The following is a 22,266-nucleotide window of genomic DNA, read 5'->3' as shown; positions in this document are numbered from 1 at the left end:
GACAAATCACTACTATTCTTTATTTAACTGAAGAATAAGATCACTATACGATACCGCAACTAAATCTTCTTTAGTCAACTCCATTAGATTAAAAAAACAATCACATTGTTGCTTTAAATCAACTCCCTCTTCTACTCCGATATTACAAGCTTCTACTTCCACAAAGCACCCCAATCCGTCTACCTGATCTAAGTGAATACTAACATTCTTATACTTTAAAACCTTACGTACTTTAGACACCTTTACTTTTATACCAAACTGCAATTCTAATATTGCACCTAACGCAACATCTTTCTCATGTTTATAATAAATAACATCCGAACTCTTCGCTTCCTCCCCATTTACACGATTATAATAAATCAAAGAACTATACTCGTCATATTCACGAAGTTTCACCCTTCCAATAGGGACATTATAATAAGTATCCACTTGCTTATATACCCCATCTAGAATGAGCTCTACTCCTTTTAATTTATCTTCTATGCTATCTAAGTCAGCTACACGTGCTTTAAATTCCACATTCTGTAATTCCATCTATCTCTTTTTAGGTTCTAGCAAATATAACCGATTAAAATAAAAAAGCCTCACTGCATACAGTAAGGCTTTTAAATATATTAAGTAAGATAAATCAGATTTGACAAACGTTTATTATTTTACTTTATTAACGATAGCTGCGAAAGCTTCTGGGTGATTCATAGCTAAATCTGCAAGAACTTTACGGTTCAATTCGATATTGTTAGCTTTTAATTTACCCATGAATTGAGAATAGCTCATTCCGTGTAATCTAGCACCAGCGTTGATACGCATGATCCATAATGAACGGAAGTTTCTTTTCTTTTGTTTTCTATCACGGTAAGCATATACCATTGCTTTTTCTACCGCGTTTTTAGCTACTGTCCAAACGTTTTTACGTCTTCCAAAGAATCCTTTGGCTTGCTTCAAAATTCTTTTTCTTCTTGCTCTTGAAGCTACTGAGTTTACTGATCTTGCCATTTCTTAAAAATGTGTTTTTTGTAGTGGGCGGTTATGTTTCAAACACTTCTAAACTTTCATTTGCTCCACTCCAGGGTTATTAAATAATTTTAACCGGAATTAAGATTAGATTAATCTTAATTGATCTTTGATACTGTTTGTATCTGCTTTAGACACTAATCCAGAGTGTGTTAAAGCTAATTTACGCTTTTTAGATTTTTTAGTCAAAATGTGACTTTTGAAAGCGTGTTTTCTTTTGATTTTTCCAGAACCAGTCAACTTGAAACGTTTCTTAGCACTAGATTTAGTTTTCATTTTAGGCATTATTTCCTAGGTATTAATGATTATCTTACTTAACTATCTTAATATACTTAAATACTATTTTTTCTTTTTAGGTGCGATAAACATAGTCATACGTTTACCCTCTAAAACTGGCATAGTTTCCACTTTCCCGAATTCCTCAAGATCTTGAGCTAATCTTAATAATAAGATTTGTCCTTGATCTTTATAAATAATCGAACGTCCTTTAAAGAATACGAATGCTTTTAATTTAGAACCCTCTTTCAAGAATTTCATTGCATTCTTCTTTTTGAACTCATAATCGTGCTCATCTGTTTGAGGACCGAAACGAATCTCTTTTACAGTGATTTGAGTCGATTTAGCCTTTAGCATTTTTTCACGCTTCTTCTGTTCGTAAAGGAATTTGTTGTAATCAGTAATTTTACAAACAGGAGGTTCAGCATTTGGTGAAATCTCAACTAAATCCAATTCTAACTCCTCTGCTAAACGCATTGCGTCAGCAAGTTTATATACACCTGTTTCGACGTTGTCTCCTACAAGACGAACTTCAGGAACGCGGATGGCATTATTAATTCTATGCGCATCTTTCTTTTCTTCGCGAGGATTTCTTCCTCTGTTTTGTCTTATTGCTATGGCTATAAAATTTTATGTGCTTGTTCACCAAGCGTTATACTATTTTTACTCTCCAAATTGTTTAATAGAACTATTTACCTCTTCTTGTACTTGAGCGATAAAATCTTCTATCTTCATTGTCTGATTAGATTTACCAGAATCACCGTGTCTTCTTACAGAAATCGTACCGTTTTTCTCTTCATCTTCTCCTACAATTAACATGTAAGGGAATTTTTGTACTTCAGCTTCTCTAATCTTTTTACCGATAGTCTCATTACGGTTATCTACCAGCGCGCGAATTTCGCTATTTTCTAGCAAATTTAAAACTTTTTCGGCATATTTTTCATATTTCTCACTCAAAGACAGGATTATAGCCTGCTCCGGCATTAACCATAGTGGGAAATTACCTCCTGTATGCTCTAAAAGTATCGCTATAAAACGCTCCATAGAACCAAATGGTGCTCTGTGGATCATCACTGGACGATGCAACTCATTATCTGATCCTTTATAACTTAACTCAAATCGCTCTGGTAAGTTATAGTCTACCTGAATGGTACCTAACTGCCAGCTTCTACCTAATGCATCTTTTACCATAAAGTCTAATTTAGGACCATAGAAAGCAGCTTCTCCACTCTCGATCACATAATTAAGTCCTTTATCTTTAGCTGCATTGATAATAGCATTCTCAGCTTTTTCCCAATTCTCTACACTACCGATATACTTATCAGGGTTACTTAAATCACGTACTGATACTTGTGCTGTAAAGTTCTCGAATCCTAACGAACCGAATACATATAACACTAAATCAATTACTTTTTTAAACTCTTCATCTAATTGTTCTGGTGTACAGAAAATATGTGCATCATCTTGAGTAAACCCTCTTACACGAGTTAATCCGTGTAATTCTCCCGATTGCTCATAACGATACACTGTTCCAAACTCAGCAAAACGCTTAGGTAAATCTTTATAAGACCATGGTTTTGCATTATAAATCTCACAGTGGTGAGGACAGTTCATCGGTTTTAATAAGAACTCTTCTCCCTCTACTGGAGTATGAATTGGTTGGAAACTATCTGCTCCATATTTTGCATAGTGCCCAGAAGTAACATATAATTCTTTTTGTCCAATATGAGGAGTAACTACTTGCTCATATCCAGCTTTCTTCTGTGCTTTACGCAAGAACTGCTCTAATCTATCTCTTAACGCAGCACCTTTTGGCAACCATAATGGTAACCCTTGTCCTACTTTTTGAGAGAATGTAAACAATTCTAATTCTTTACCTAATTTACGGTGATCACGTTTTTTAGCTTCTTCTAATAAAGCTAAATACTCAGTTAAATCCTTTTGTTTAGGGAATGAAATACCATAAACACGAGTTAACTGTTTATTCTTCTCATCTCCTCTCCAGTATGCACCAGCAATAGATAATACCTTAAATGCTTTAATAATTCCTGTATTAGGAATATGACCTCCACGACATAAGTCTGTAAAAGTGTCATGATCACAGAAAGTAATCGTACCATCAGCTAGGTTCTCTATTAACTCAACTTTATAAGGGTTTTCTTCTTTTTTATAAAACTCTAAAGCTTCAGCCTTAGTAGCAGAACGCATTGTAAAATCATGCTTTCCACGCGCTATCTCTAAAACCTTATCCTCTATTTTCTTAAAGTCAGCATCTGTCACTTTATAATCCATGAAATCTACATCATAATAGAATCCATTAGCGATAGCTGGACCTATTGTTAACTTGATTCCAGGGTATAGATCTTGTAAAGCTTGCGCCATTACGTGTGAAGTAGAGTGCCAAAAAGCTTTTTTCCCTTCATCATCATTCCATGAATATAAAACTAGACTACCATCCGTGGTCATAGGTGTCGTGGTTTCGATGGTGGTACCATTGAAGTTTGCAGAAATAATATTTCTAGCTAAACCTTCGCTTATACTTTTTGCAACATCGAAAGGAGTTACGCCCGAAGCAAACTCTTTCACTGAACCGTCTGGTAATGTAATTTTTATCATAATAATTTTAAAAAATAAAATGCAAATATACAGGTTTTACCATAGAATCGCAACATTTAGCACTGCTTAACTCATTTTTTTTAACAGTAAAATAATAAAGTGCATCCAATACTTACCTCACTAAAAAAAGAATACTTTATCAATCTCTTTATTTCAGCCCTACTCTTAATACCTTTAAGCAAAAACAATCACTCATCTTAGCTATCTATAAAGCAGACTAAAGTTCCTTCTTCCCTATCTAAAACATTTGTTTAGATTGACATCAATCCTACTAACACCAATCCTGACACACATCTTCCCTCTCTTATTTAAAAATTGACCATCAAGATTTATATCTATCTCAAATAATATACACTTTTTTTCATTCATTACCAACTCAAAATAAATTAGTTACAAAAACACACTTCAAAAAACTTATTTTTTTCATTCAAAACGCTTGCAAACATCAGACTTTGCAGTATATTTGCACTCGCTATACGGAAGTAATGTAGACCTCTGGAGAAATGGCAGAGTGGTCGAATGCGGCGGTCTTGAAAACCGTTGACTGTAACAGGTCCGGGGGTTCGAATCCCTCTTTCTCCGCTGAAAAGCCCGATAACACTCGTTATCGGGCTTTTTTTATGCACTTGTGCACCTTTTTTGCACCTATCATAAGGTTTACTTCAAAAATAACAACTAGTTATACTTTGAGGTGTTCAAATAAAACTTACAAAAACGATTTGCTTTTGCAGAGGGCTGAAAAACTACTCCGAAGTCGATAGTTTTGCGTTGAAAAATAGATAGACTCAAAATATTGAGGAGTTTACGAATTTCCGTATCTCATATTGAGAATTGTTTTATATGTTTGAAAAGAAAAATATTGTTGCCTTTTTTACAATATTGTATATTTTATTAAGTATTTAATTAATTGTTTTAGTAAAAGAAATATAGAGATAATATTACAAAACATCACCCATTTTTTAATAAAACACTATATTCTATACAATATTAGTAAACACGACTAATTACTAAAAACCAATTATGACAAAATACAATACATTATTAAACATCCTTGATGTTATTAGAAAAGAAGCTCCAGAGAATCATAAGTTTTATCATCCTCTAGAATCTAATCAAATAGATTTAGATAAAGCTCGATCAAGAGCCTTTATACATCTTTTTTTAAAAGTTAAATTTGGTTTACTGACATTTGACGAAAGAAAAGATTTTGTCACTGATGGTACAGACGATGGGGGAATAGATGGATATTTTATTGATATTGACAATAAGAAAATTTATTTTATACAATCAAAATTCAGAAGTAATCAAGGAAATTTTGAAAGTAAAGAGATTAAATATGAGGAATTACTAAATATGGATATTGATAGAATTACAGAAGGTAAAAATACTCATGAAAATGGTAAAGTTTATAATAGTAAAGTTTTAAAGTTAATTTCAAAAATAACTGAAATACCTGATATCGCAAGATTCAAATATGAAATTATTATTCTAGCAAACACAAAAGATGTAGGTAATAACAAACTAAAAAAATTAACAGATGGAAACCCTGTTCAAGAATACAATTTTGAAAAGGTATATAACGAATTAGTTTTTCCTGTTATTACTGGAACTTACTTTGATCAAAAAGAATTAACAATTGAAATTAATTTAAATAACAAAACTTCTGAAGAAATAAGTTATTCTGTTGAAACAGAATTTAGTGACTGTCAAATTACTGCTTTATTTGTACCAACGATTGAAATTGCCAAAACTTTACATAAATATAAAAATGCAATACTAAAATTTAATCCTAGAAGCTATTTAGAAATGAGTTCAGGTTCAGTGAATTCAGAAATTGCCAAAACTATTTTAAATAAATCAACAAACGAATTTGCATTATTTAATAATGGAATTACAATGTTATCTGACGATACTGATTTGAACAAAAAAATTGCCAAAGTCGGTGTAGGTCAATTAATTGTTACTAATCCTCAAATTATTAATGGTGGACAGACTGCATATACTTTGAGTAGAATTTACGAAGATACATTGACCAATAAAGTAAGCCCAGATGTTTTTAATAACAAAGAGGTGCTACTAAAAGTAATAACTTTTAATGTTAATGATTTAGATATAGATGGAAATAAATTGAAGCTTATAGAGGCTATTTCAAAAGCAACTAATCAACAAACGGAAGTTTCTGAGGCTGATAGAAGATCAAATGATAAAATTCAAATTGATCTTCAAAATTTAATTTTTAATAAGTTCGGTTTATTCTACCAACGGAAGGCTGGTGAATTTGGAGAAGGTTTAAAAAATAAATATATCGATAGAAAATTAATAATAGATAGGGAAACACTTTTAAGAATAGGCTTATCATGTGAAGGAAAACCAACTGAGGCCAGAAGAACTGGTGGAAAAACTCTTTTTAAAAAATCAAACTTCGATAAAGTTTTAAATGATTCAAAAAAATATATAGAATATGTATATGGTTATCTTTTATTAGGAGAACTTAATAGAATTCAAGGTACATTCAGTCAAGATAAAAATAATAAAGATGGAATAATTAATTATGGCTATGCATTGCGTTATGGTAAATTTGCTGTTATTGCTTCAATTATGAAGAATAAATCTGCTTTAAATGAGAATAATTTATTAGAGCATGTTGAAAGACATCTGGAATTATGGTTGGAATTTGAAGATCAAATAATTAAAGATCCTAGTAATAGTTCTTATTTTAGAGAACTTGAAGATCTTGAAACAGGAAAAATCAGGCAAGTTTTGAATTTTGACGGATATTATAAAGGTAATTCTCTAAATAAGCAAATAGCTGCTTATACCTTTAAATAACAGTATATAATCTATGCTTAACTTCATTTTTATCTCAGCCGAAACGAAGAAAAAATTGAGACCAATTGTTAGCTGTTATATACAAACTTAATAGAGTTGTAAACAAAACTATAATTACAATCAAAAAAAGTGAACAACTCTATTTATAAAGCATACAGAATAAAAGCCTGATAACGAGTGTTATCAGGCTTTTTTTATGCCCTAGTGTACCTTTTTTGCACTGGTGGTTTCCCTATTAAAAAACCTACCCTATTTTTTAAAAAAAGACTTCATTTTATCCTATCTAAACCACCCCTATTTTACTATTTGGTTCTACTATTTTTAGAAAACAACTCCATATTCAGCCTATTTAGATACGTGGAACTAAAAAACGCCTGTACTTTTTTAATAACCAAAAAAAACACAACTCACTGATTTATAAAATATTATCGTTTCAAACTCATTTTAATCCGTTTTCTATAGTCTTTACAACCCCAGTAATAGCGCACGTTTATCTTAAATTGCTCGACAATTGGTGGAGAATACCCCGTAAATGGTGGAGCTGAAGATACGTTAGTCGATGAATGCTTCTTCTATTGATCAGGGACTGTCCTCCTATTTAAAGTTTAGATTAACTGAGGCTATCCACACCCTATCTAGCACTATAATTATGCTACTAATAAAAGAGAATCTAAGATGAAATACTAACAAAGGTAAATAGGCAAAAGGTGAGCTTTTTTTAAGTAATCACAATATTTTCAATGCTTTACTTATTGTTATGTGGTCTTTTTTCTCTATTATTACATTATTATGATACAAACCAATTCTAAACTTTATAAATACGGTGTAGAAGAATAAATAAACGCTATTTATATTGGTCTGATCAAGAAACATCCTTAATTACACCATAAACAACATCATCAAAATGCAATGAACACTTTAAAACATATTCTATTAGCTAGTTGCATACTTCCTTTAGGTACGGTATTCTCACAAGAATTGAAAGACAAGGATCCTAACATACTTATATCTGAACTATTCCAGAAAGAACAAGACATCCGTAAACGTTGCGAAACACTTAGCTCTAATCCTAATAGTGATCAAAAAGAACTTTCTAACTGCTATATAGCAATGTCTAAAATTGATATCGAAAATCAACAATTAGCCTTACCTCTTCTAGATTCATATCTAAATAAACAAATCAGCCTAAACAATGAATCTCTGTCTAACCTATACTATATCATACAACACGCTGGTGGGGAAATACAGGAGAAATACAAAAACTTTATATCAGATCTCTTTACCAAGCAAATTATTACAAACCAAGAATACGCATGGTTTACAGACAGATTAAATGTCCGAAACAATAAAGCTCAAACCTATGGTTTTCAAATAAAGTATTGGTCAGATACACAAGATACTCTTCCTTATCCTATCGATATTGATGCTGAAAAGAATACCATTCAGCTGGGATTAGAATCTAGTAAACAATATATGTTAGATAACTACACTAATGAGTATAGCCCACAGTATATGACAGAAGAAGAATTTGTTTTATTTGGGCATATCAAAAACTCTTTTGATACTAAGACTACTCATATTCTCATTAATAATAAAGAGAAGGTAGCTATTAATGATAAAGGTTTTTATATCATTAAACTGCATAGTCGACCTCAAACTATCTCTGTAAAGCTGATTAAAAATAATGAAGTAGTAGATTCTCAAGATATTCTAACTAACCAAAAAGATTGGATAGAAGTTGACTTTTACTAATATCGACTTAAGATAGTTACTGTAAATAGTAGGAACACTATCTATACATTCTACTATTTACATTGCTATCATTCACAATAATTTCTGACTACCTGTTCTATCCAGTCTTCAGTAGATGATAAATAGAAATCAGGTGTCACTCCTTTTCCCTCATAGCGTAAATACTCGCGCCAATGCGTATTTAGATCCGTAAAATGTATTCTAAAAAGAGCAGAAGGACTTACCTTATCTACAGCATGATTTCTACCATAAGTAAGCATTCCTCTAGTATTATCACCTAATACCATCACATTATTTAATTCCTTCAATTTTAGTGTGAATTGCTCTGCATTACTAATGGTATTAAAATTTACAAGTACATATATTTCCTTTAAACTTCTTAAACAGGTTATACAACTGTGCAGAGCTCTTGTCTCCCTCCTCCACTATTATTTCTTAAACCAAGAATAAGGTTCTTACTCAGAAAGTTGTCTCTAATGGGATAATAAAAAAGAAAAAACATACTTCATAAACACTTAATTCACTCGGTTATAAATTGGGAATAAACACCACAGTTATCACTTCTTATCCCCTTCTTTCTCCATCAGCTCTATACGCTGTTCTAGCGTATTTTCTGTCTGAATAATATCAAATACGACCATCTTAAAAGTCTGTTTGATACTCTTATCCGTCTTATCCATATTAGAATACAAAAGATTCATTAGGAAAGCACTCTTATTACTTAACATTTGCTTTAAGTCTTCAATATTAGTCATAGCAGCTACCTTATCATAATCGATTAGATCAATCTTAGTCGCAGCAATAGAGCGCCAGGCAGTTGTTTTAATCTGAGGAATAAAGATTCCCTTAGACTCCATGACTATCTGTTGTAGGCTTTTCTCTTCGTTATCAGCGTGCTTTTCTAAGGCTTTGACCAAATCTTTCTGTATAGGGAGAATAAACTCTATTTCTTCTCTAGATTCTTTTAACTCACTGTGAACAGTCGAAAACACTTGATTGATATAGGCCTGGTCTTTTCTATGAGCGTTCCAATTATCAATAAAAAGAGCAATAAGAATACCCGCCACGATAGGAATAATCTCTTTAATAAAGTGAATACTATAATTTTTAATCTTTTGTTTCATCTAATGATTATTTGTTAAAGTTAGAGATGATTTATTCCTAAAAAATCAAAGCTAATTTAAATAAATAATTGAAAGATGGGAATAGTACTACAAAAAAATGTATTGTATAAATGATAATATATCTTAATCCACTGATTAGATAGCCGCCCCTCTTTTATCCAAGATCTAAAAGCAACAACTCTACATCACTTTCATAATCAATCATGTCCTTTGATTGTAAAATTAAATTCGTATTATTCTCTAATGCTATGGTCAAACGACAACTACTTTTGATAGGTTGGCAATAGATACCTTTTATCCTCACTCCTATGACCGCTAATTCTTGGGATTTATCTAAGTACATATAACTATCATCCTCTTCTATTTCTTTTATCTTTTCCATCACTGCAATACCTGCGTCAATAAAAAAGTCAAACCAACCTAAAGCTTCTACTTTTAAGTAAAGTACAATCACATTATCACGTTCATCACTCATACACGTTATTACGCGCTCTATTCTCAAGCCATTTAACTCTACACAAACAAATTCATCATCCTGATACATTCTCTCCATCGTTTCTACCTATTAAATCCAAAAAAGCTAGTATCTCTACTAGCTCTATTATCTTATTTTACTGTGATATCAATCTTATTAATCCAAATCGTCTTTCTATCTCTAGTCTTGTCAAAATTATCTAATATAAATGCAGTATCGTAATCTACTTTCTCATCATAGTACAACTTACCATTGACATATACTTTAACCTTGTTCTTCAGGTTTACCATTTCAGGAGAAATAGCAATAGATAAGGATTTAACACGAGATGTTTCTATTCTAAATTCATTGTCTTTATAACGGGCTATAGCCTTACCTGATAAGCGTGGTATATCGAACGCCTTCTTATCTACCTCTATCGTTTGTAGATTTTCAGCTTTATCATACTCTAGCCATTTGGTAATTTTAAAGTTTCGTTCTTTATGCCAATCTGCTTTCTGACCTAGTGTATCTAATTTGATATTAGTCAACCAATCCACACCTCCATAAGCATTGTCATCAAACTCCCATGTCAGCTCTTTATTAAAGCTCTTGCGTTGTCTCTCCTTAAGATCTTTAAACAATATCTCATAAGCTGGTTCTGACTCATCAAACTCAGGGAACCAATGTGGAAAACCGTTATATCGATACTCTTTATAGTCAGCCTTTAACTCATTCATCATCGATGTAAAAGAATCATTTGCGTTAGGTGGATAATAATAGTCCTCATCTGTAGAGAAGTTGATAAAAGAACGATTCTTTATATTCTCTATAAAAGTTCCTCCTGTGAATACCTTAGGTTGAGTATTAAACCCATAGAATCCTGCAAAAGGAGAAGAGTCTTTCATCAAATAAGAGAATGAACCCGTCGCTCCATTAGAATGCCCTGTGATAAACACCTTATTATCATCTATATTAATAGCCTTCTTAACTTCTCTCAGCATAGCAGGTATCATAAAGAAGCCATCATTAGATGTCATCCAATTATATTTCTTACCTCCACTTGGGAAGATCAATATCACCTCATCTAGATCTCCATATTTCGTATAGTATCTATTCCATCCTCCTAAACTAAGTTCTTTAGTCTGAAACTCTTGAAGATTATTGTATCTAACTGCTCCATGCAAAAAGAATAACACTGGATATTCCTTCTCTGGAGAATAGTTCTTAGGCAAATGAATAAAGAAAGAAGTCTTCACTGTATCATTTATAGCAAAGCTGATAGAATAGTCTTGTTTTGCCTTAGGTAGATAAGGATTGTACGCTTTGATTTCTTCATATAATTTCTTTCCATTAGTAGAGGCTAACTCTTTAGTAGATTTCACCTTATAGAATTCTTTCTCTGCCTTTTTTAGATTTACATCAAACTTAGCTTTTAACGCATGTGCTTCACTCATCATAGAAGCCCATCTAGGATCATCTAATAAGTTCTTGTATTCCTCTAAAGCTCTTTTATTCGTTACATTTTGCCAACCAGGGAAGCCGTATTGTGCACGTTCTATCTTTATCAACCGATCTAGATAAGCAAAGGCTTTATCTGCTTCTTTTAACTCTGAGGCAATGATTGATATTTCTGATAAATCAGCTGCTGTTATACTGTCTGGAAATGACTTAAACGCCTTTTCATAAAGAGAAAAAGCTTGTCTTTTACTTTGCTCATCCTCGTGCTCTTCTAACAAATCATCTGCTTGATTGATCAACTTAGAGTAAGTATTCTGTCCAAAAGACACTATACTAAACATAAATGCTAGTAATACATGATATCCCTTCATAATTCTAATTATTAATAAAGCGAAAGTAAACAACACTACAATACTAAAATTGTACAAATGGAACATCTATTTCTCTAGATGCCAAAAAGTATCTTTGCTTCCTAGTTTAGTTCCTTTCTCAAAGAAGTTTTTAGGAGAATTATTAGTCATTGCCTTATAAGTCTTTATTAGATGTGACTGATCATTAAAATTAAAGCGATAAGCAATATCAGTCAATTTCTCTTCAGGAGAGGTATAGAGTTTCTGGTTCACCGTTCTTCTAAACAAATAGATATCATAAAACCTCTTTAAAGATACTCCCATATTGGCCTTAAAAACTCTATTTAGATGTTGTCTACTCACTCCTAGTCTATCTGCTAATTCTTGTACAGAGAAGTTATCCTCTTCACTAAAGATATAATCTATTGTTTGGTCTAGAAGACTATTTGAGAATGGCTTATATCTCTTCTCTAGTGCTGTATCAAGCAATGCGGTAATGACATCTGCATCAGTAGTAGCAAAGACTTCTGCTAATTCGCCTATTTCCATAAACTTATAATCAGTAATCAGATTGACAAAGTTTAAATGACGATAAAACTGCTGTATCCCTAATGGGTGAAAGACAATAACGACTCTATGTACTCTCCCCACCTGGCTCACATGAAGTATATCTTCTCTAATAGGAGTGAATATCTGATAATCATCTGCTCCTTCATTAAACGCCATCGATCCATCACTAGCTAGTTGATGAGAAGCATAAATAGAAATCGTATTATTATAATGAGGAAAGCACTGGTACTCTCTCACCTCATTATTGGGTTTTATATCTAAGTAGTAATAGTCCACATACTTCTTTACTAAAGTATTCTTAGGACTAAAGGTTTCAAAAATCTCTTTCATTACCGCTTAATTTTTTTAGTTATACATTACTTACCTCTACTCTATCCCTATTATTAAGTCCACTCGTTTAATAGTATCCCACATCTGTTCTATATCACTATCTGGCAAATTCTTATTTTAATAAATAGCCCATTCTTTTGGGTATTTACAGCGTTGCCTATAGGACTCTGATAGTCGCTTTTAGCATAATTAAACGGTACTAATTCTATTGCGTTTATAAATCTCATCTCTATAAGTTTAACTCCTTTATACGAAGGTATTATAAAACCTCTTTAGTAAACTTGATAAAGCACAATCTTTCTAAAATATTTTTAATAAGATTTGTATAGCTAAACACAATAATCGTTTTAAAGAATAAGTCCTTTTATACTACATCGTACACGCCTTATAACTAGATAAATATATCAAAAAAAAAGCTGCTACATTACAGGTAAAAACCAATATTGTCAGTAAATTGCATAAAAACAATTCATTGACAATGGAAAAGAAATTAGTAGTAATCACAGGCGCTAGCTCAGGATTCGGTATGGAACTAGCGAAAGAGTTTGCTCAAAGTGGACATCCACTTTTACTGTTAGCAAGAAGATTAGAAAAGATGGAGGCTCTAAATCTACCTAATACACTATGCAAAAGTGTAGATGTAGCTGATAAAGATGCTTTCGAAAAGGCAATTCGTGAAGCTGAGGCAATATATGGCAAGACTGACTTATTAATTAATAACGCAGGTGTAATGCTATTAGGTGATTTAGCTACTCAGGATCCTCAAGAATGGAAACAAATGCTTGATATCAATGTATTAGGTGTCATGAACGGTATGCAAGCTGTAATGGGAGATATGAAGGATAGACAAACAGGGACTATTATCAATGTATCCTCAATAGCTGGTGTATTACCCTTTCATAATCACGCTGCCTACTGTGCTAGTAAATATGCTGTAAGAGGAGTAACACAAACTGCTCGTCTAGAACTTAGTCCTTATAATGTGCGTATTATTTCTGTTGAGCCTGGAGCAGTAGCAACAGAGCTCTTAAGCCACACAACTAGTGAAGATATTAAAGAGGGCTATAAAGAGTGGATGAAATCATCTGGAGCAAACCGTATTCAAGCTATTGATGTAGCGCGTACTATCAAATTTGCTTACGACTTACCTCAGAGTGTATTATTACGAGAACTGATCATCTCAGATACAAAACAAAATGCTTAAAATAACAGAACGCTTATAGCTATAAACTATAAGCGTTTATTTTTTACTTTATATTGTGCATTGAAATCTGGAAATCACTTGGTCTGACATTAAACAATTGCTGAAAAGTATTGCTAAAAGCAGCAATACTAGAATAGCCAACATCGAAGGCTACTTCACTCACATTCTTATCTGTACTCATCAGAAGCTCCATAGCCTTAATCATTCTTACCATCTTTAAATATTGCAAAAACGAAATATCTAAATGAGTTTTAAATAACCTTGTCAACGTCCTCACACTATAGCCAAATAACTCAGCTATTCCATTTAGCGTTAATGCTTCACCTAAATTCTTTTGCATATACTCTGTGATCAACAACATTTTAGGTTCTTCTGTTGTAGGCAATTGAATAGAAAATGACTTACCTGGATGCTGCATAATGTAGTGCTTCATCGTAGATAGAAACTCATAAGCCCAAGTATCAGGTAGGATAATTCCCTTCCACTGCCTAGCATAAATCAACATCTCATACATCAAATTACTCACTGGGTAAATACCTAAACGTTCCATAAAGCGATGCTCTACATCAGTATCTTCTTCATAGAAATAGATATTTAGAATCACGACATCCGTAGTATTAGACTTGACATTGTGTATCATACCTTTAGGTATCCATACATAATGCTGAGCTGGTATATAATACTCTCTTTCTTTTGTCTTTAAATAAGCGATCCCACCAGATACCAGAAGTATCTGACTCTTGTTGTGCTTATGAGGAGGAAACCTATGTTCTAATTGCTCTCGCATGATATAGATACTATCCTTGTATTGATCTATTTCCTTTTCTGTTTGTAATAACATTTCCATAATGGCTAAAATAAGTAAAATATTGGCTAGTTATATAAAACACTTAGAATCATTCTAATCTAGTTTTGCAGTAAATAAATAGAATACATGAAACAGAACAACTTTTTATACCTAATAGTCTTTTTGCTCATAATAGGTCAAAAAGCACTACCCCAATCTATTACGGATGATAAAAACACTTTTGATTTAGACAGAATATGGGAACTTACGCAAGAGAATCATAAAAAAATAAAAGCAATACAACTAAATGAAAAAGCGCAACAAGAAAATATTAAAAATACAAAAGCAAGCCAACTTCCTACTATAAACTTACAAGGTAGTTATAGTAGACTATCAGATATGCCCCTATATGAATATGGTTTTCTAAACAAGCCTACAACAGTTAGGATCAACTCAACCAACTATAGTTCGATGTTAGCGACAGATGTAATACTGTACAATGGACTGAGCAAAAACAGAGAGATTAAAATACAAGAAGTAGCTCTAGCCTCTATTCATTCACTACTCCAACTCTCGTTAGCTGAAGTCAAACTAGAAAGTACAAAACTCTTTTATACACTAATACGCCATACACATTATAAAGATCTTGTCGAAAAAGAGATAAAACAAGACAACAAACAACTTGCTGAGATTAACAGTCTATACAAGAATGGTACTATTCTTAAAAGTGATGTGTTGCGTTCTGAGGTGACCTTATCTAATCATCAAATGCTATTGACAGAAATAGAAAACAACATTCTGATTATCCAACAGCAACTTAATTTGCTAATGGGTCGTGATGAACTAGCCCCTCTAACACCATTGTATAAGGATTTAAAGGAAGAAATTAACTTAGAATCATCTTATGAATCTTATTTAGAAAAAGCATTACAAAACGCTTATGAACTGCAAATAGCAGATAATGACATTCAACGAAGTGAATTGGATTTAAAACAACTCCAAGCAAAAATACTTCCTAAGGTAAGTTTATTCGCTGATTACAGTTTTAACTATCCACAGAGTAAAGCATATCCTTATGCTGATGCCTTATACGGTATGGGACAGATAGGTCTTAAACTCAATATTCCTATCTCTAACTTATATCACACCAAGCATCAGAAAATAAGCCAGCAGTCCTTTATCTCAAAGCAAAAAGTAGAAAGAGAACAAAAAGTAGATCAGTTAAAAAATGAGCTTAGAGCTTCTTATATAAAATATACAGAAACGTTACAAAGAATCTCTGTTGCTGAAAAGAACATCAAGCAAACTAAAGAAACATTGCGCATTATTAGAAATAGCTACTTTAATCAACAGTCTTTATTGACAGACTTATTAGATGCAGAAACACAACTGTTACAAGCTCAATTCGATCTCACTACAGCAGAGATAAATGCTAAAATAGAATATTATCAAATACAAAAGGTAATCGGTAATTTATAAGTAAAAACAACTATGAGTACAAATAATAAAATAACAAAAACAGACCGTATCATTCTTAAAATAACTCAAATAATAGCGCTAGTGGCTATCGCAGGGTTAGCAGTCTATGGGATGATTTTGGGAATAGAATTTTTAAGATATGAATCAACTAATGATGCTCAAGTAGAACAATATGTAAACCCTATAAATAGCAAAGTAGGTGGTTATATCAAAACAATACACTTTGAAGAAAATCAATTAGTGAAAGCTGGAGATACACTAATCACAATTGACAACAGAGACTATAAAGCTATTCAACAAGAAGCAAAAGCCTCTCTACAAAGTGCGCAATCTCAAATCGACATATTGGATGCAAACATCAATACACTACATACTAATGCACAAGTAGCAAAAGTTCAGATAGAAGTAGCTAAAGCAAAGCTCACTAGACAGCAACAAGAGTTTAAACGATTTAAAAATCTACTTGAAGAAGAATCAACTACTCAACAGCAATTTGACAATATCAAAACAGCTCTAGATATAGCAGTATCAGAATACCAAGCTGCTCAACAAGCTTATCAAGCTGCATTGTCTAAAATAGAAGATGTAAAAGCTCAGAAACTTGCAGCTATATCTAATATAAAGTTGAGTGAAGCTACTTTAGATAAAAGCAACCTCAACTTAGGGTATACTATTATCACAGCACCTTATACTGGTCGAATAGGTAAGAAGATTATACAAGAAGGACAATTAATACAATCTGGTCAAACGATCTCTTATATCGTCAATGAAGAAAGAGGTAAATGGATCATAGCAAACTTTAAAGAAACACAAATTGGCAAGTTTAAAATAGGGCAATCTGCTAAAATAACAATAGATGCTTTTCCTGATATGGAATTTATAGGAGAGATAGAATCTATCTCACCAGCTACTGGATCTAGATATTCTTTACTACCTCCTGATAACGCTACGGGGAACTTTGTCAAAATAATTCAACGTATCCCTGTAAGAATCAAACTAAAAGATAATGTAGCTAAGATTAGCAACTTATCAGCTGGGATGAATGCCAATGTATATATAGATAAACCATGAGAAACATAAAACTACCAACTTTTAAAGAGTGGGTACCAGATTACCTTATTCGTATCACTATTTTCTTAATACTCTTTCCTGCTTTAGCAGTATTTGCTTTTTATTATAGCAATACGTTAGAGACGATGAGTTATTATGGTATCGAAGCTTCTGACGTCCAGTATTCTGTAATATTAATGTATGGTGCTTTAGTTTGTTTCTTACCACTTGATGATCGATTAGTCAAGTATTTTTCCTTAAGACAATACCTCTTACTAGGTATTGTCTTTAATACGATTACTTATATCATCTGTGCTATGACTAGAGACTTGACTATATTCTTTATCTGTCGTTTTATACAAGGAGCTGTATGTGCTTTATTCTGTAGCATCTGTCTTAATCTTATCTTTCCAAGACTTAATTCTGCTAGAGCCCGAGTGATAGGATACACTATATTCTATGGTACCTTATTAGTTTCTGTTCCGATATGTGGAATAGTATGTAGCTACATACTTCAGTACTATTCATTTAATATTATGTTTTACTTACTGATTATCTTGCAGATACCGGGAGCTGTTCTATTACTCACTATTACTAATAATGTACACATTAGAGAAAAACTCCCTCTATATCAAGTAGATTGGATTAGTTATATTTACTTTACGATTATTATCTGTTCTATCGGCTATATATTCGTGTATGGACAACAATTAAACTATTTGGAACACAGTAGAATTAGACTTTTAACTAGTACAACAGTTGTAGGGTTAATCTTATTCATCTTGAGACAACTCAGTCTTAAAAGACCTTTTATTAATCTAGCTGTTTTTAGATATAAAGATTTCTGTTTAGGGATTCTCTTGATTATGATCTATTACTTTTTTAAAGGAACGACAGGTTTTGCTTACTCCTATTTACAGACATTAGGTGTATCTTCTATTCATCTGACTAGTATTTATATCAGTAATACCTTAGGAACTATAGCAGGGTTACTAATTGTGTCCAGATTATTATTAAATGATGTTGCGATTAAATACATTGTATTACTTGGTTTTGGAACTTTGTTAATATATCACATCCAAGTCTATTTCTTATTCTCAAACACAGGTACTAAAGAAAGCTTTATCGTGCCCTTTTTTATTCAAGGATTTGCTATTGCAGCTTTACACATTCCCTTAATAATTTATGCAGCTGCCTCTATACCACCAGCTATATCTAATGCTGTTTCATTCTTAGGAATTAGCTTTAGGTTTTTAAGCTTTTCTGTAACTATAGGAATTACCAATTACTTTCAATTATTTAATAAAAGTATACACTATAATAGAGCATCTGAATATATAGCATCCACTAATCCATTAAACAATGAAACACTTAAAAACATACAACAGCATGTCACATTAGATGGAAAAGATTATACCACAGGAGCTCAACTAGCCACTAAAATTTATAATAATCATATCAATACACAGATTATAACTAGAGCTTCACAAGACTACTATACTTGGGTTATTTGGGGACTAATATTTATCATCCTAATCGTCATGTTATCTTCCCCTACGAAGAAGATTCTTAGTAAGCTAAGTAAGGACTTTATACCTTATTAATACTTTTCCTTTTTCTAAGCTTTTTATACCGCGAGCCAAGTTCTCTCTAGAGAAAACTTGGCTCTTTTTATTAACTAAAAAGGATACCTTTTATAGAAAAGCCTTTATAATCGCCTTAATTTTAAACATCTTAGCTTTCAAAAAAAGAAATAAAAATGGCCATAAACAAATTGTTCACAGCCATAATCAAAATTAACTTATAAAATATACTCTTTATCAAAAGAACTTATTCACTAGGTTTCCATCTTATCATGATATAAGAAGGCTTATTAAAAGGTTCTATCACAGACTCTTGATTAACCTCAAAGCCCCACTCTTTTAAGAAGGGAACTAAAGGGTTATTCTGTAACACCTCTATCCATATAGCATCATAATTACGAGTTAAGGATAAACTCTTTTGCCATAAAGACTCTCTTACTTCTTCCTCATTATACTCAGAATTGATATAAAAAGGTTCAAGATTAATAACTTTTTTATCCTTTAATACTTCTGGTTGCATTACTTGTTTAATCATTACAAACCCTACAGGTACTTCTTTCTTAAACACTGTTAGCATTTGTGTACTTAGATTATTCAATTCTAATACAGCTTCTTTATGATTTAATTGTTGAGTTATATATTGATTTAATTGCTCTATTTCCACTGTATCCGCATACATTTCTCTTATTTGAGCTTCTCTTAATTGAAAAAGAATACCAAGCCCCTCTTCAGTTCCTATTGTGAATTTTGATATTACATCCATATTATTTCATGTTTATTTACAAACATACCCTTTTCTATCCCATTTGTTTCGATACAGTATTCTAAAAAAGCATCGGTACATCGCTATAATATAGACTCTCCGACTCTTCTTATGGCTTCTAGATTGTGTAAAGTAAGTTGTTTAGAGAATACTGCTCTAAAACAATTATCATATACATCTGTAAAGGAGAAAGTCTCTCCTGGTGTAAACTGCACTCCTTCTTCTGTACATCGCTTATAGAAAAAGTTCATATCTATATGCGCAGGTAATTGAACCCATGTACAATACCCTCCTTGTGGAAGTTGAACATGAATAGAATCAGAAAAACTATGAATTAATTGCTTCACCAACTGTAATGCTTGACGTTCTAATTGCTGACGAAAAACTCTAAGGTGCTTATCATAAGCTGAAGATTGAAGAAGCTTTATCATTACCTCTTGATTTATAGGAGATACCGAACGCCCTAGAGCGAACTTCAAGCGCTCTGCTTCAGAAAAAAACTGTCCTGCTGCTAACCATCCTAACCTAATACCTGGTGCTAACGATTTAGAAAAAGACGAATATGTCATTACCAATCCTGCTTCATCATAGTTACGAATATTACTTGGTCTACTTCCCTTAAAATAAAGACAGCCAAAAACATCATTTTCTATAATGGGTACATTGTGATATAGAGCAGTTTCATAAACCGCTTTTTTGCTCTCCTCCGTCATTAATATTCCTGTAGGGTTATGAAAGTTAGGAGTTAGTACAATCGCTTTTATATTATTAGTCGCACATACTTTTCTTAAATAATCTGTATCAAAACCATCATATGCACGAACAGGTATTTCTATTGTCTTTAGCTTCAGACTAGCAATAACTTCTAAAATAGAGAAGATACATGGGCTCTCCACTGCTATAATATCACTAGGTGAAGTAATAGAGCTTAAAGCAATATATAGTGCTTGTAATGCTCCATCAGTCACCAAAAGTTCATCTGATGATATGGAAGCTCCATGAAGTCCAGCTCTCTTCACTAACAAGTCTCTTAGCTCTTCTGCCCCATTATTAGGATAGTAACGAAGTAAAGAAGCTCCTTTTTCTCTTATTACCTCTTGCATTGTTTTGAGAACTAATTTTTGAGGAATAAAGAGGTCAGATGGACTCGCTTCATTCAGTATTGTCTGACTAGTATCACTTATTGGATTCGTTATAAGATGTATTTTCTTTCTAAAAACTGCATCGCGAGGGATAATAGGTAATTCTACTTCTAAATTTTGTTCCGCAAGACGATCAGATACAATATACCCAGAGCGAGGCACACTAGTGACCAACCCCTTAAATACAAGGTAATCATAACCACTCTGAACAGAACTTATACTTAAGTTGTATTCTTTTTTTATAGCACGAACAGAAGGTAATTTATCTCCAGGCTTTAATAATCCTTTATTTATTCCCTCTTCTATTTTATCCGTAAAAATACTATACTTATATTCCTTCATTCTCATATAATCAGTACGTAGAGATTCTTCATGACTTCACGCAATATTGTAAGTAGAATTAAAACTACTCTCTATCAAAGATACAATTATTCATTATTCTCTGATGCTATATCACGCCTATCTGTAGGTATATTTATAATCTCAATAACAGTAGCTACTTGATCTAACTTAATACCAGTTAACCCATAACCATAATAAGCTCCTGTATCTATATTATATGAGTGGCTATCTAAAGTATACTGAGGATGGTTTTGTTTTAAAGGAGTATGTCCGTGAACCTGTAGTTTATGAAGATTGACAAGTGGCTTACGAGTCCATAACACCCCATCCCAATTAGACTCATCATAAGGATTAATCGTCTCACATACTCCTGCATGTGTGACAATAAACGAAGAAGTCTCAAACTTAAGTGGTAATTTTTCTAAGTGTGGTAAAAGGTTTTGCAAATCTACATGATGCCTTTGAAAGTCTTCTAAGGTGGCTAAACCACACTGAGATGTCCATATTTCATGACGTCCATCCTTGATATACTGAATAAGTTCAGCTTCATGGTTTCCCTTAAGAACAGTTACTGATAATGTTGTATCACTTAATAAGGCTAAACACTTCTCTACGACTAACCAACTATAATTGCCCCTATCTATTAAATCTCCTACTAATATTAAATGCTCATTAGAAGAATCCCACTGCTCTAGAAGAGAACAAAACGTGTGATAACAACCGTGTATATCACCAATGATAAAATAGTTCATGCTCTTTTTATAAAACACAAACTTAAAGAATAAAAAAACTCCTACTTAGTAAAGTAGGAGTTTTTATTATTATTGTTTTGAAGCATCTAGAGAAGCTTTTCTAAACTCTTTTAAAAGTTTTTCAATAGATAAAGAAGCTTTACGTGCTCTTGTACCTGCAGCTTTATTTCCGTTTTCTAATTGTAAAGCTGAATCTTGTTGGAACGCTTCAAACTCAGCGTTGATTTTTTCGATTAATTCTTTCATGGTAATTTTTACATTTTAAATATGTATTACAAAAATAGAATATAATCTCACATATACACAGTATTTACTGACTTTTTTACCACTTTACCTCTCTCTTTTAGCACTTGATATTATTACATTATTGTATTTCAAACGGTAAATATTA

At 32.4% G+C, this 22,266-nt stretch carries 22 protein-coding genes and 1 tRNA gene; 7 read left to right on the top strand and 16 right to left on the bottom strand.

Annotated elements, in window-relative coordinates:
• Window positions 1-12 precede the first annotated feature (12 nt).
• From BK054_RS11855 to thrS, 5 genes are all read right to left on the bottom strand, one after another.
• Window positions 13-534, bottom strand: a complete 522-nt coding sequence (locus tag BK054_RS11855; RefSeq protein ID WP_071307295.1) for a class IV adenylate cyclase — start codon at window positions 532-534, stop codon at window positions 13-15.
• A gap of 114 nt (window positions 535-648) precedes the next feature.
• Window positions 649-993, bottom strand: a complete 345-nt coding sequence (gene rplT / locus BK054_RS11850) for a 50S ribosomal protein L20 (protein ID WP_006259287.1) — start codon at window positions 991-993, stop codon at window positions 649-651.
• 105 nt (window positions 994-1,098) lie between these two features.
• Window positions 1,099-1,296 (bottom strand): 50S ribosomal protein L35, encoded by a 198-nt coding sequence (gene rpmI / locus BK054_RS11845; protein WP_016361612.1) that lies wholly within the window; start codon window positions 1,294-1,296, stop codon window positions 1,099-1,101.
• 54 nt (window positions 1,297-1,350) lie between these two features.
• On the bottom strand, window positions 1,351-1,905 hold the full coding sequence (infC, locus tag BK054_RS11840) for a translation initiation factor IF-3 (protein WP_198032310.1): 555 nt from the start codon (window positions 1,903-1,905) through the stop codon (window positions 1,351-1,353).
• Window positions 1,906-1,950: 45 nt separating this feature from the next.
• Window positions 1,951-3,903 (bottom strand): threonine--tRNA ligase, encoded by a 1,953-nt coding sequence (thrS, locus tag BK054_RS11835; protein WP_025125185.1) that lies wholly within the window; start codon window positions 3,901-3,903, stop codon window positions 1,951-1,953.
• A gap of 497 nt (window positions 3,904-4,400) precedes the next feature.
• On the opposite strand from thrS, the gene BK054_RS11830 reads away from it, so the two are divergent.
• From BK054_RS11830 to BK054_RS11820, 3 genes are all read left to right on the top strand, one after another.
• A tRNA-Ser gene (locus BK054_RS11830) sits at window positions 4,401-4,485 on the top strand.
• A 438-nt stretch (window positions 4,486-4,923) separates the two neighbouring features.
• Window positions 4,924-6,732 (top strand): AIPR family protein, encoded by a 1,809-nt coding sequence (locus BK054_RS11825; protein ID WP_071307294.1) that lies wholly within the window; start codon window positions 4,924-4,926, stop codon window positions 6,730-6,732.
• A gap of 909 nt (window positions 6,733-7,641) precedes the next feature.
• Window positions 7,642-8,484 carry a hypothetical protein gene (locus BK054_RS11820; RefSeq protein WP_071307293.1) on the top strand — a complete coding sequence of 281 codons (843 nt, stop codon included), beginning with the start codon at window positions 7,642-7,644 and terminating at the stop codon, window positions 8,482-8,484.
• Between the two features lie 68 nt (window positions 8,485-8,552).
• On the opposite strand, the gene BK054_RS11815 is transcribed toward BK054_RS11820, so the two are convergent.
• From BK054_RS11815 to BK054_RS18320, 6 genes are all read right to left on the bottom strand, one after another.
• Complete coding sequence (locus BK054_RS11815) at window positions 8,553-8,849, bottom strand: S41 family peptidase (protein ID WP_083387847.1); 297 nt, start codon at window positions 8,847-8,849, stop codon at window positions 8,553-8,555.
• A 192-nt stretch (window positions 8,850-9,041) separates the two neighbouring features.
• Window positions 9,042-9,608 (bottom strand): hypothetical protein, encoded by a 567-nt coding sequence (locus tag BK054_RS11810; RefSeq protein WP_071307292.1) that lies wholly within the window; start codon window positions 9,606-9,608, stop codon window positions 9,042-9,044.
• A 154-nt stretch (window positions 9,609-9,762) separates the two neighbouring features.
• Window positions 9,763-10,161, bottom strand: coding sequence for a hypothetical protein (locus BK054_RS11805; protein ID WP_071307291.1), 399 nt, complete (start codon window positions 10,159-10,161; stop codon window positions 9,763-9,765).
• A 53-nt stretch (window positions 10,162-10,214) separates the two neighbouring features.
• Entirely contained in the window at window positions 10,215-11,894 is a 1,680-nt protein-coding gene (locus BK054_RS11800) for an alpha/beta hydrolase-fold protein (RefSeq protein ID WP_071307642.1), read from the bottom strand.
• 66 nt (window positions 11,895-11,960) lie between these two features.
• Window positions 11,961-12,773 carry a helix-turn-helix domain-containing protein gene (locus BK054_RS11795; RefSeq protein WP_071307290.1) on the bottom strand — a complete coding sequence of 271 codons (813 nt, stop codon included), beginning with the start codon at window positions 12,771-12,773 and terminating at the stop codon, window positions 11,961-11,963.
• Between the two features lie 89 nt (window positions 12,774-12,862).
• The gene (locus BK054_RS18320; protein ID WP_156860095.1) at window positions 12,863-13,000 is read right to left on the bottom strand and encodes a hypothetical protein; all 138 of its coding nucleotides are present in this window, start codon (window positions 12,998-13,000) and stop codon (window positions 12,863-12,865) included.
• 251 nt (window positions 13,001-13,251) lie between these two features.
• Here BK054_RS18320 and BK054_RS11790 point away from each other — a divergent pair, with 251 nt between their 5' ends.
• Window positions 13,252-13,977: an SDR family oxidoreductase gene (locus BK054_RS11790; RefSeq protein ID WP_006259324.1), complete on the top strand. Its 726-nt coding sequence runs from the start codon at window positions 13,252-13,254 to the stop codon at window positions 13,975-13,977.
• A gap of 43 nt (window positions 13,978-14,020) precedes the next feature.
• Here the strand turns inward: BK054_RS11790 and BK054_RS11785 are convergent, their stop codons facing one another.
• Window positions 14,021-14,824, bottom strand: a complete 804-nt coding sequence (locus BK054_RS11785; protein WP_006259325.1) for a helix-turn-helix transcriptional regulator — start codon at window positions 14,822-14,824, stop codon at window positions 14,021-14,023.
• Between the two features lie 87 nt (window positions 14,825-14,911).
• Between BK054_RS11785 and BK054_RS11780 the strand changes: the two genes are divergently transcribed.
• Genes BK054_RS11780 through BK054_RS11770 form a run of 3 tightly spaced genes read left to right on the top strand, consistent with a single transcriptional unit; the run spans window position 14,912 to window position 18,897 of the window.
• Window positions 14,912-16,243 (top strand): TolC family protein, encoded by a 1,332-nt coding sequence (locus BK054_RS11780; RefSeq protein ID WP_071307289.1) that lies wholly within the window; start codon window positions 14,912-14,914, stop codon window positions 16,241-16,243.
• 12 nt (window positions 16,244-16,255) lie between these two features.
• On the top strand, window positions 16,256-17,314 hold the full coding sequence (locus BK054_RS11775) for an HlyD family secretion protein (protein ID WP_071307288.1): 1,059 nt from the start codon (window positions 16,256-16,258) through the stop codon (window positions 17,312-17,314).
• A complete protein-coding gene (locus BK054_RS11770) occupies window positions 17,311-18,897 on the top strand; it encodes an MFS transporter (protein WP_071307287.1) in 1,587 nt (528 codons plus the stop codon). Before BK054_RS11775 ends, BK054_RS11770 begins: the two co-directional genes overlap by 4 nt.
• 226 nt (window positions 18,898-19,123) lie before the next feature.
• Here the strand turns inward: BK054_RS11770 and BK054_RS11765 are convergent, their stop codons facing one another.
• The 4 genes from BK054_RS11765 to BK054_RS11750 all read right to left on the bottom strand — a co-directional run bounded on the left by BK054_RS11765 (window position 19,124) and on the right by BK054_RS11750 (window position 22,121).
• Window positions 19,124-19,639, bottom strand: a complete 516-nt coding sequence (locus BK054_RS11765; protein WP_006259329.1) for a hypothetical protein — start codon at window positions 19,637-19,639, stop codon at window positions 19,124-19,126.
• A gap of 83 nt (window positions 19,640-19,722) precedes the next feature.
• The gene (locus tag BK054_RS11760) at window positions 19,723-21,129 is read right to left on the bottom strand and encodes a PLP-dependent aminotransferase family protein (protein WP_071307286.1); all 1,407 of its coding nucleotides are present in this window, start codon (window positions 21,127-21,129) and stop codon (window positions 19,723-19,725) included.
• Between the two features lie 80 nt (window positions 21,130-21,209).
• Window positions 21,210-21,875, bottom strand: a complete 666-nt coding sequence (locus BK054_RS11755) for a metallophosphoesterase family protein (RefSeq protein ID WP_071307285.1) — start codon at window positions 21,873-21,875, stop codon at window positions 21,210-21,212.
• Between the two features lie 69 nt (window positions 21,876-21,944).
• Complete coding sequence (locus BK054_RS11750; protein ID WP_006259332.1) at window positions 21,945-22,121, bottom strand: histone H1; 177 nt, start codon at window positions 22,119-22,121, stop codon at window positions 21,945-21,947.
• Window positions 22,122-22,266: the final 145 nt, after the last annotated feature.

Origin of the sequence: Myroides sp. ZB35 (genome assembly GCF_001865835.1) — a bacterium.
Lineage (GTDB): Bacteria > Bacteroidota > Bacteroidia > Flavobacteriales > Flavobacteriaceae > Flavobacterium > Flavobacterium odoratimimum.
Note: the sequence above shows the minus strand (reverse complement) of the source record. Positions and strands in the feature narration are given on the sequence as shown.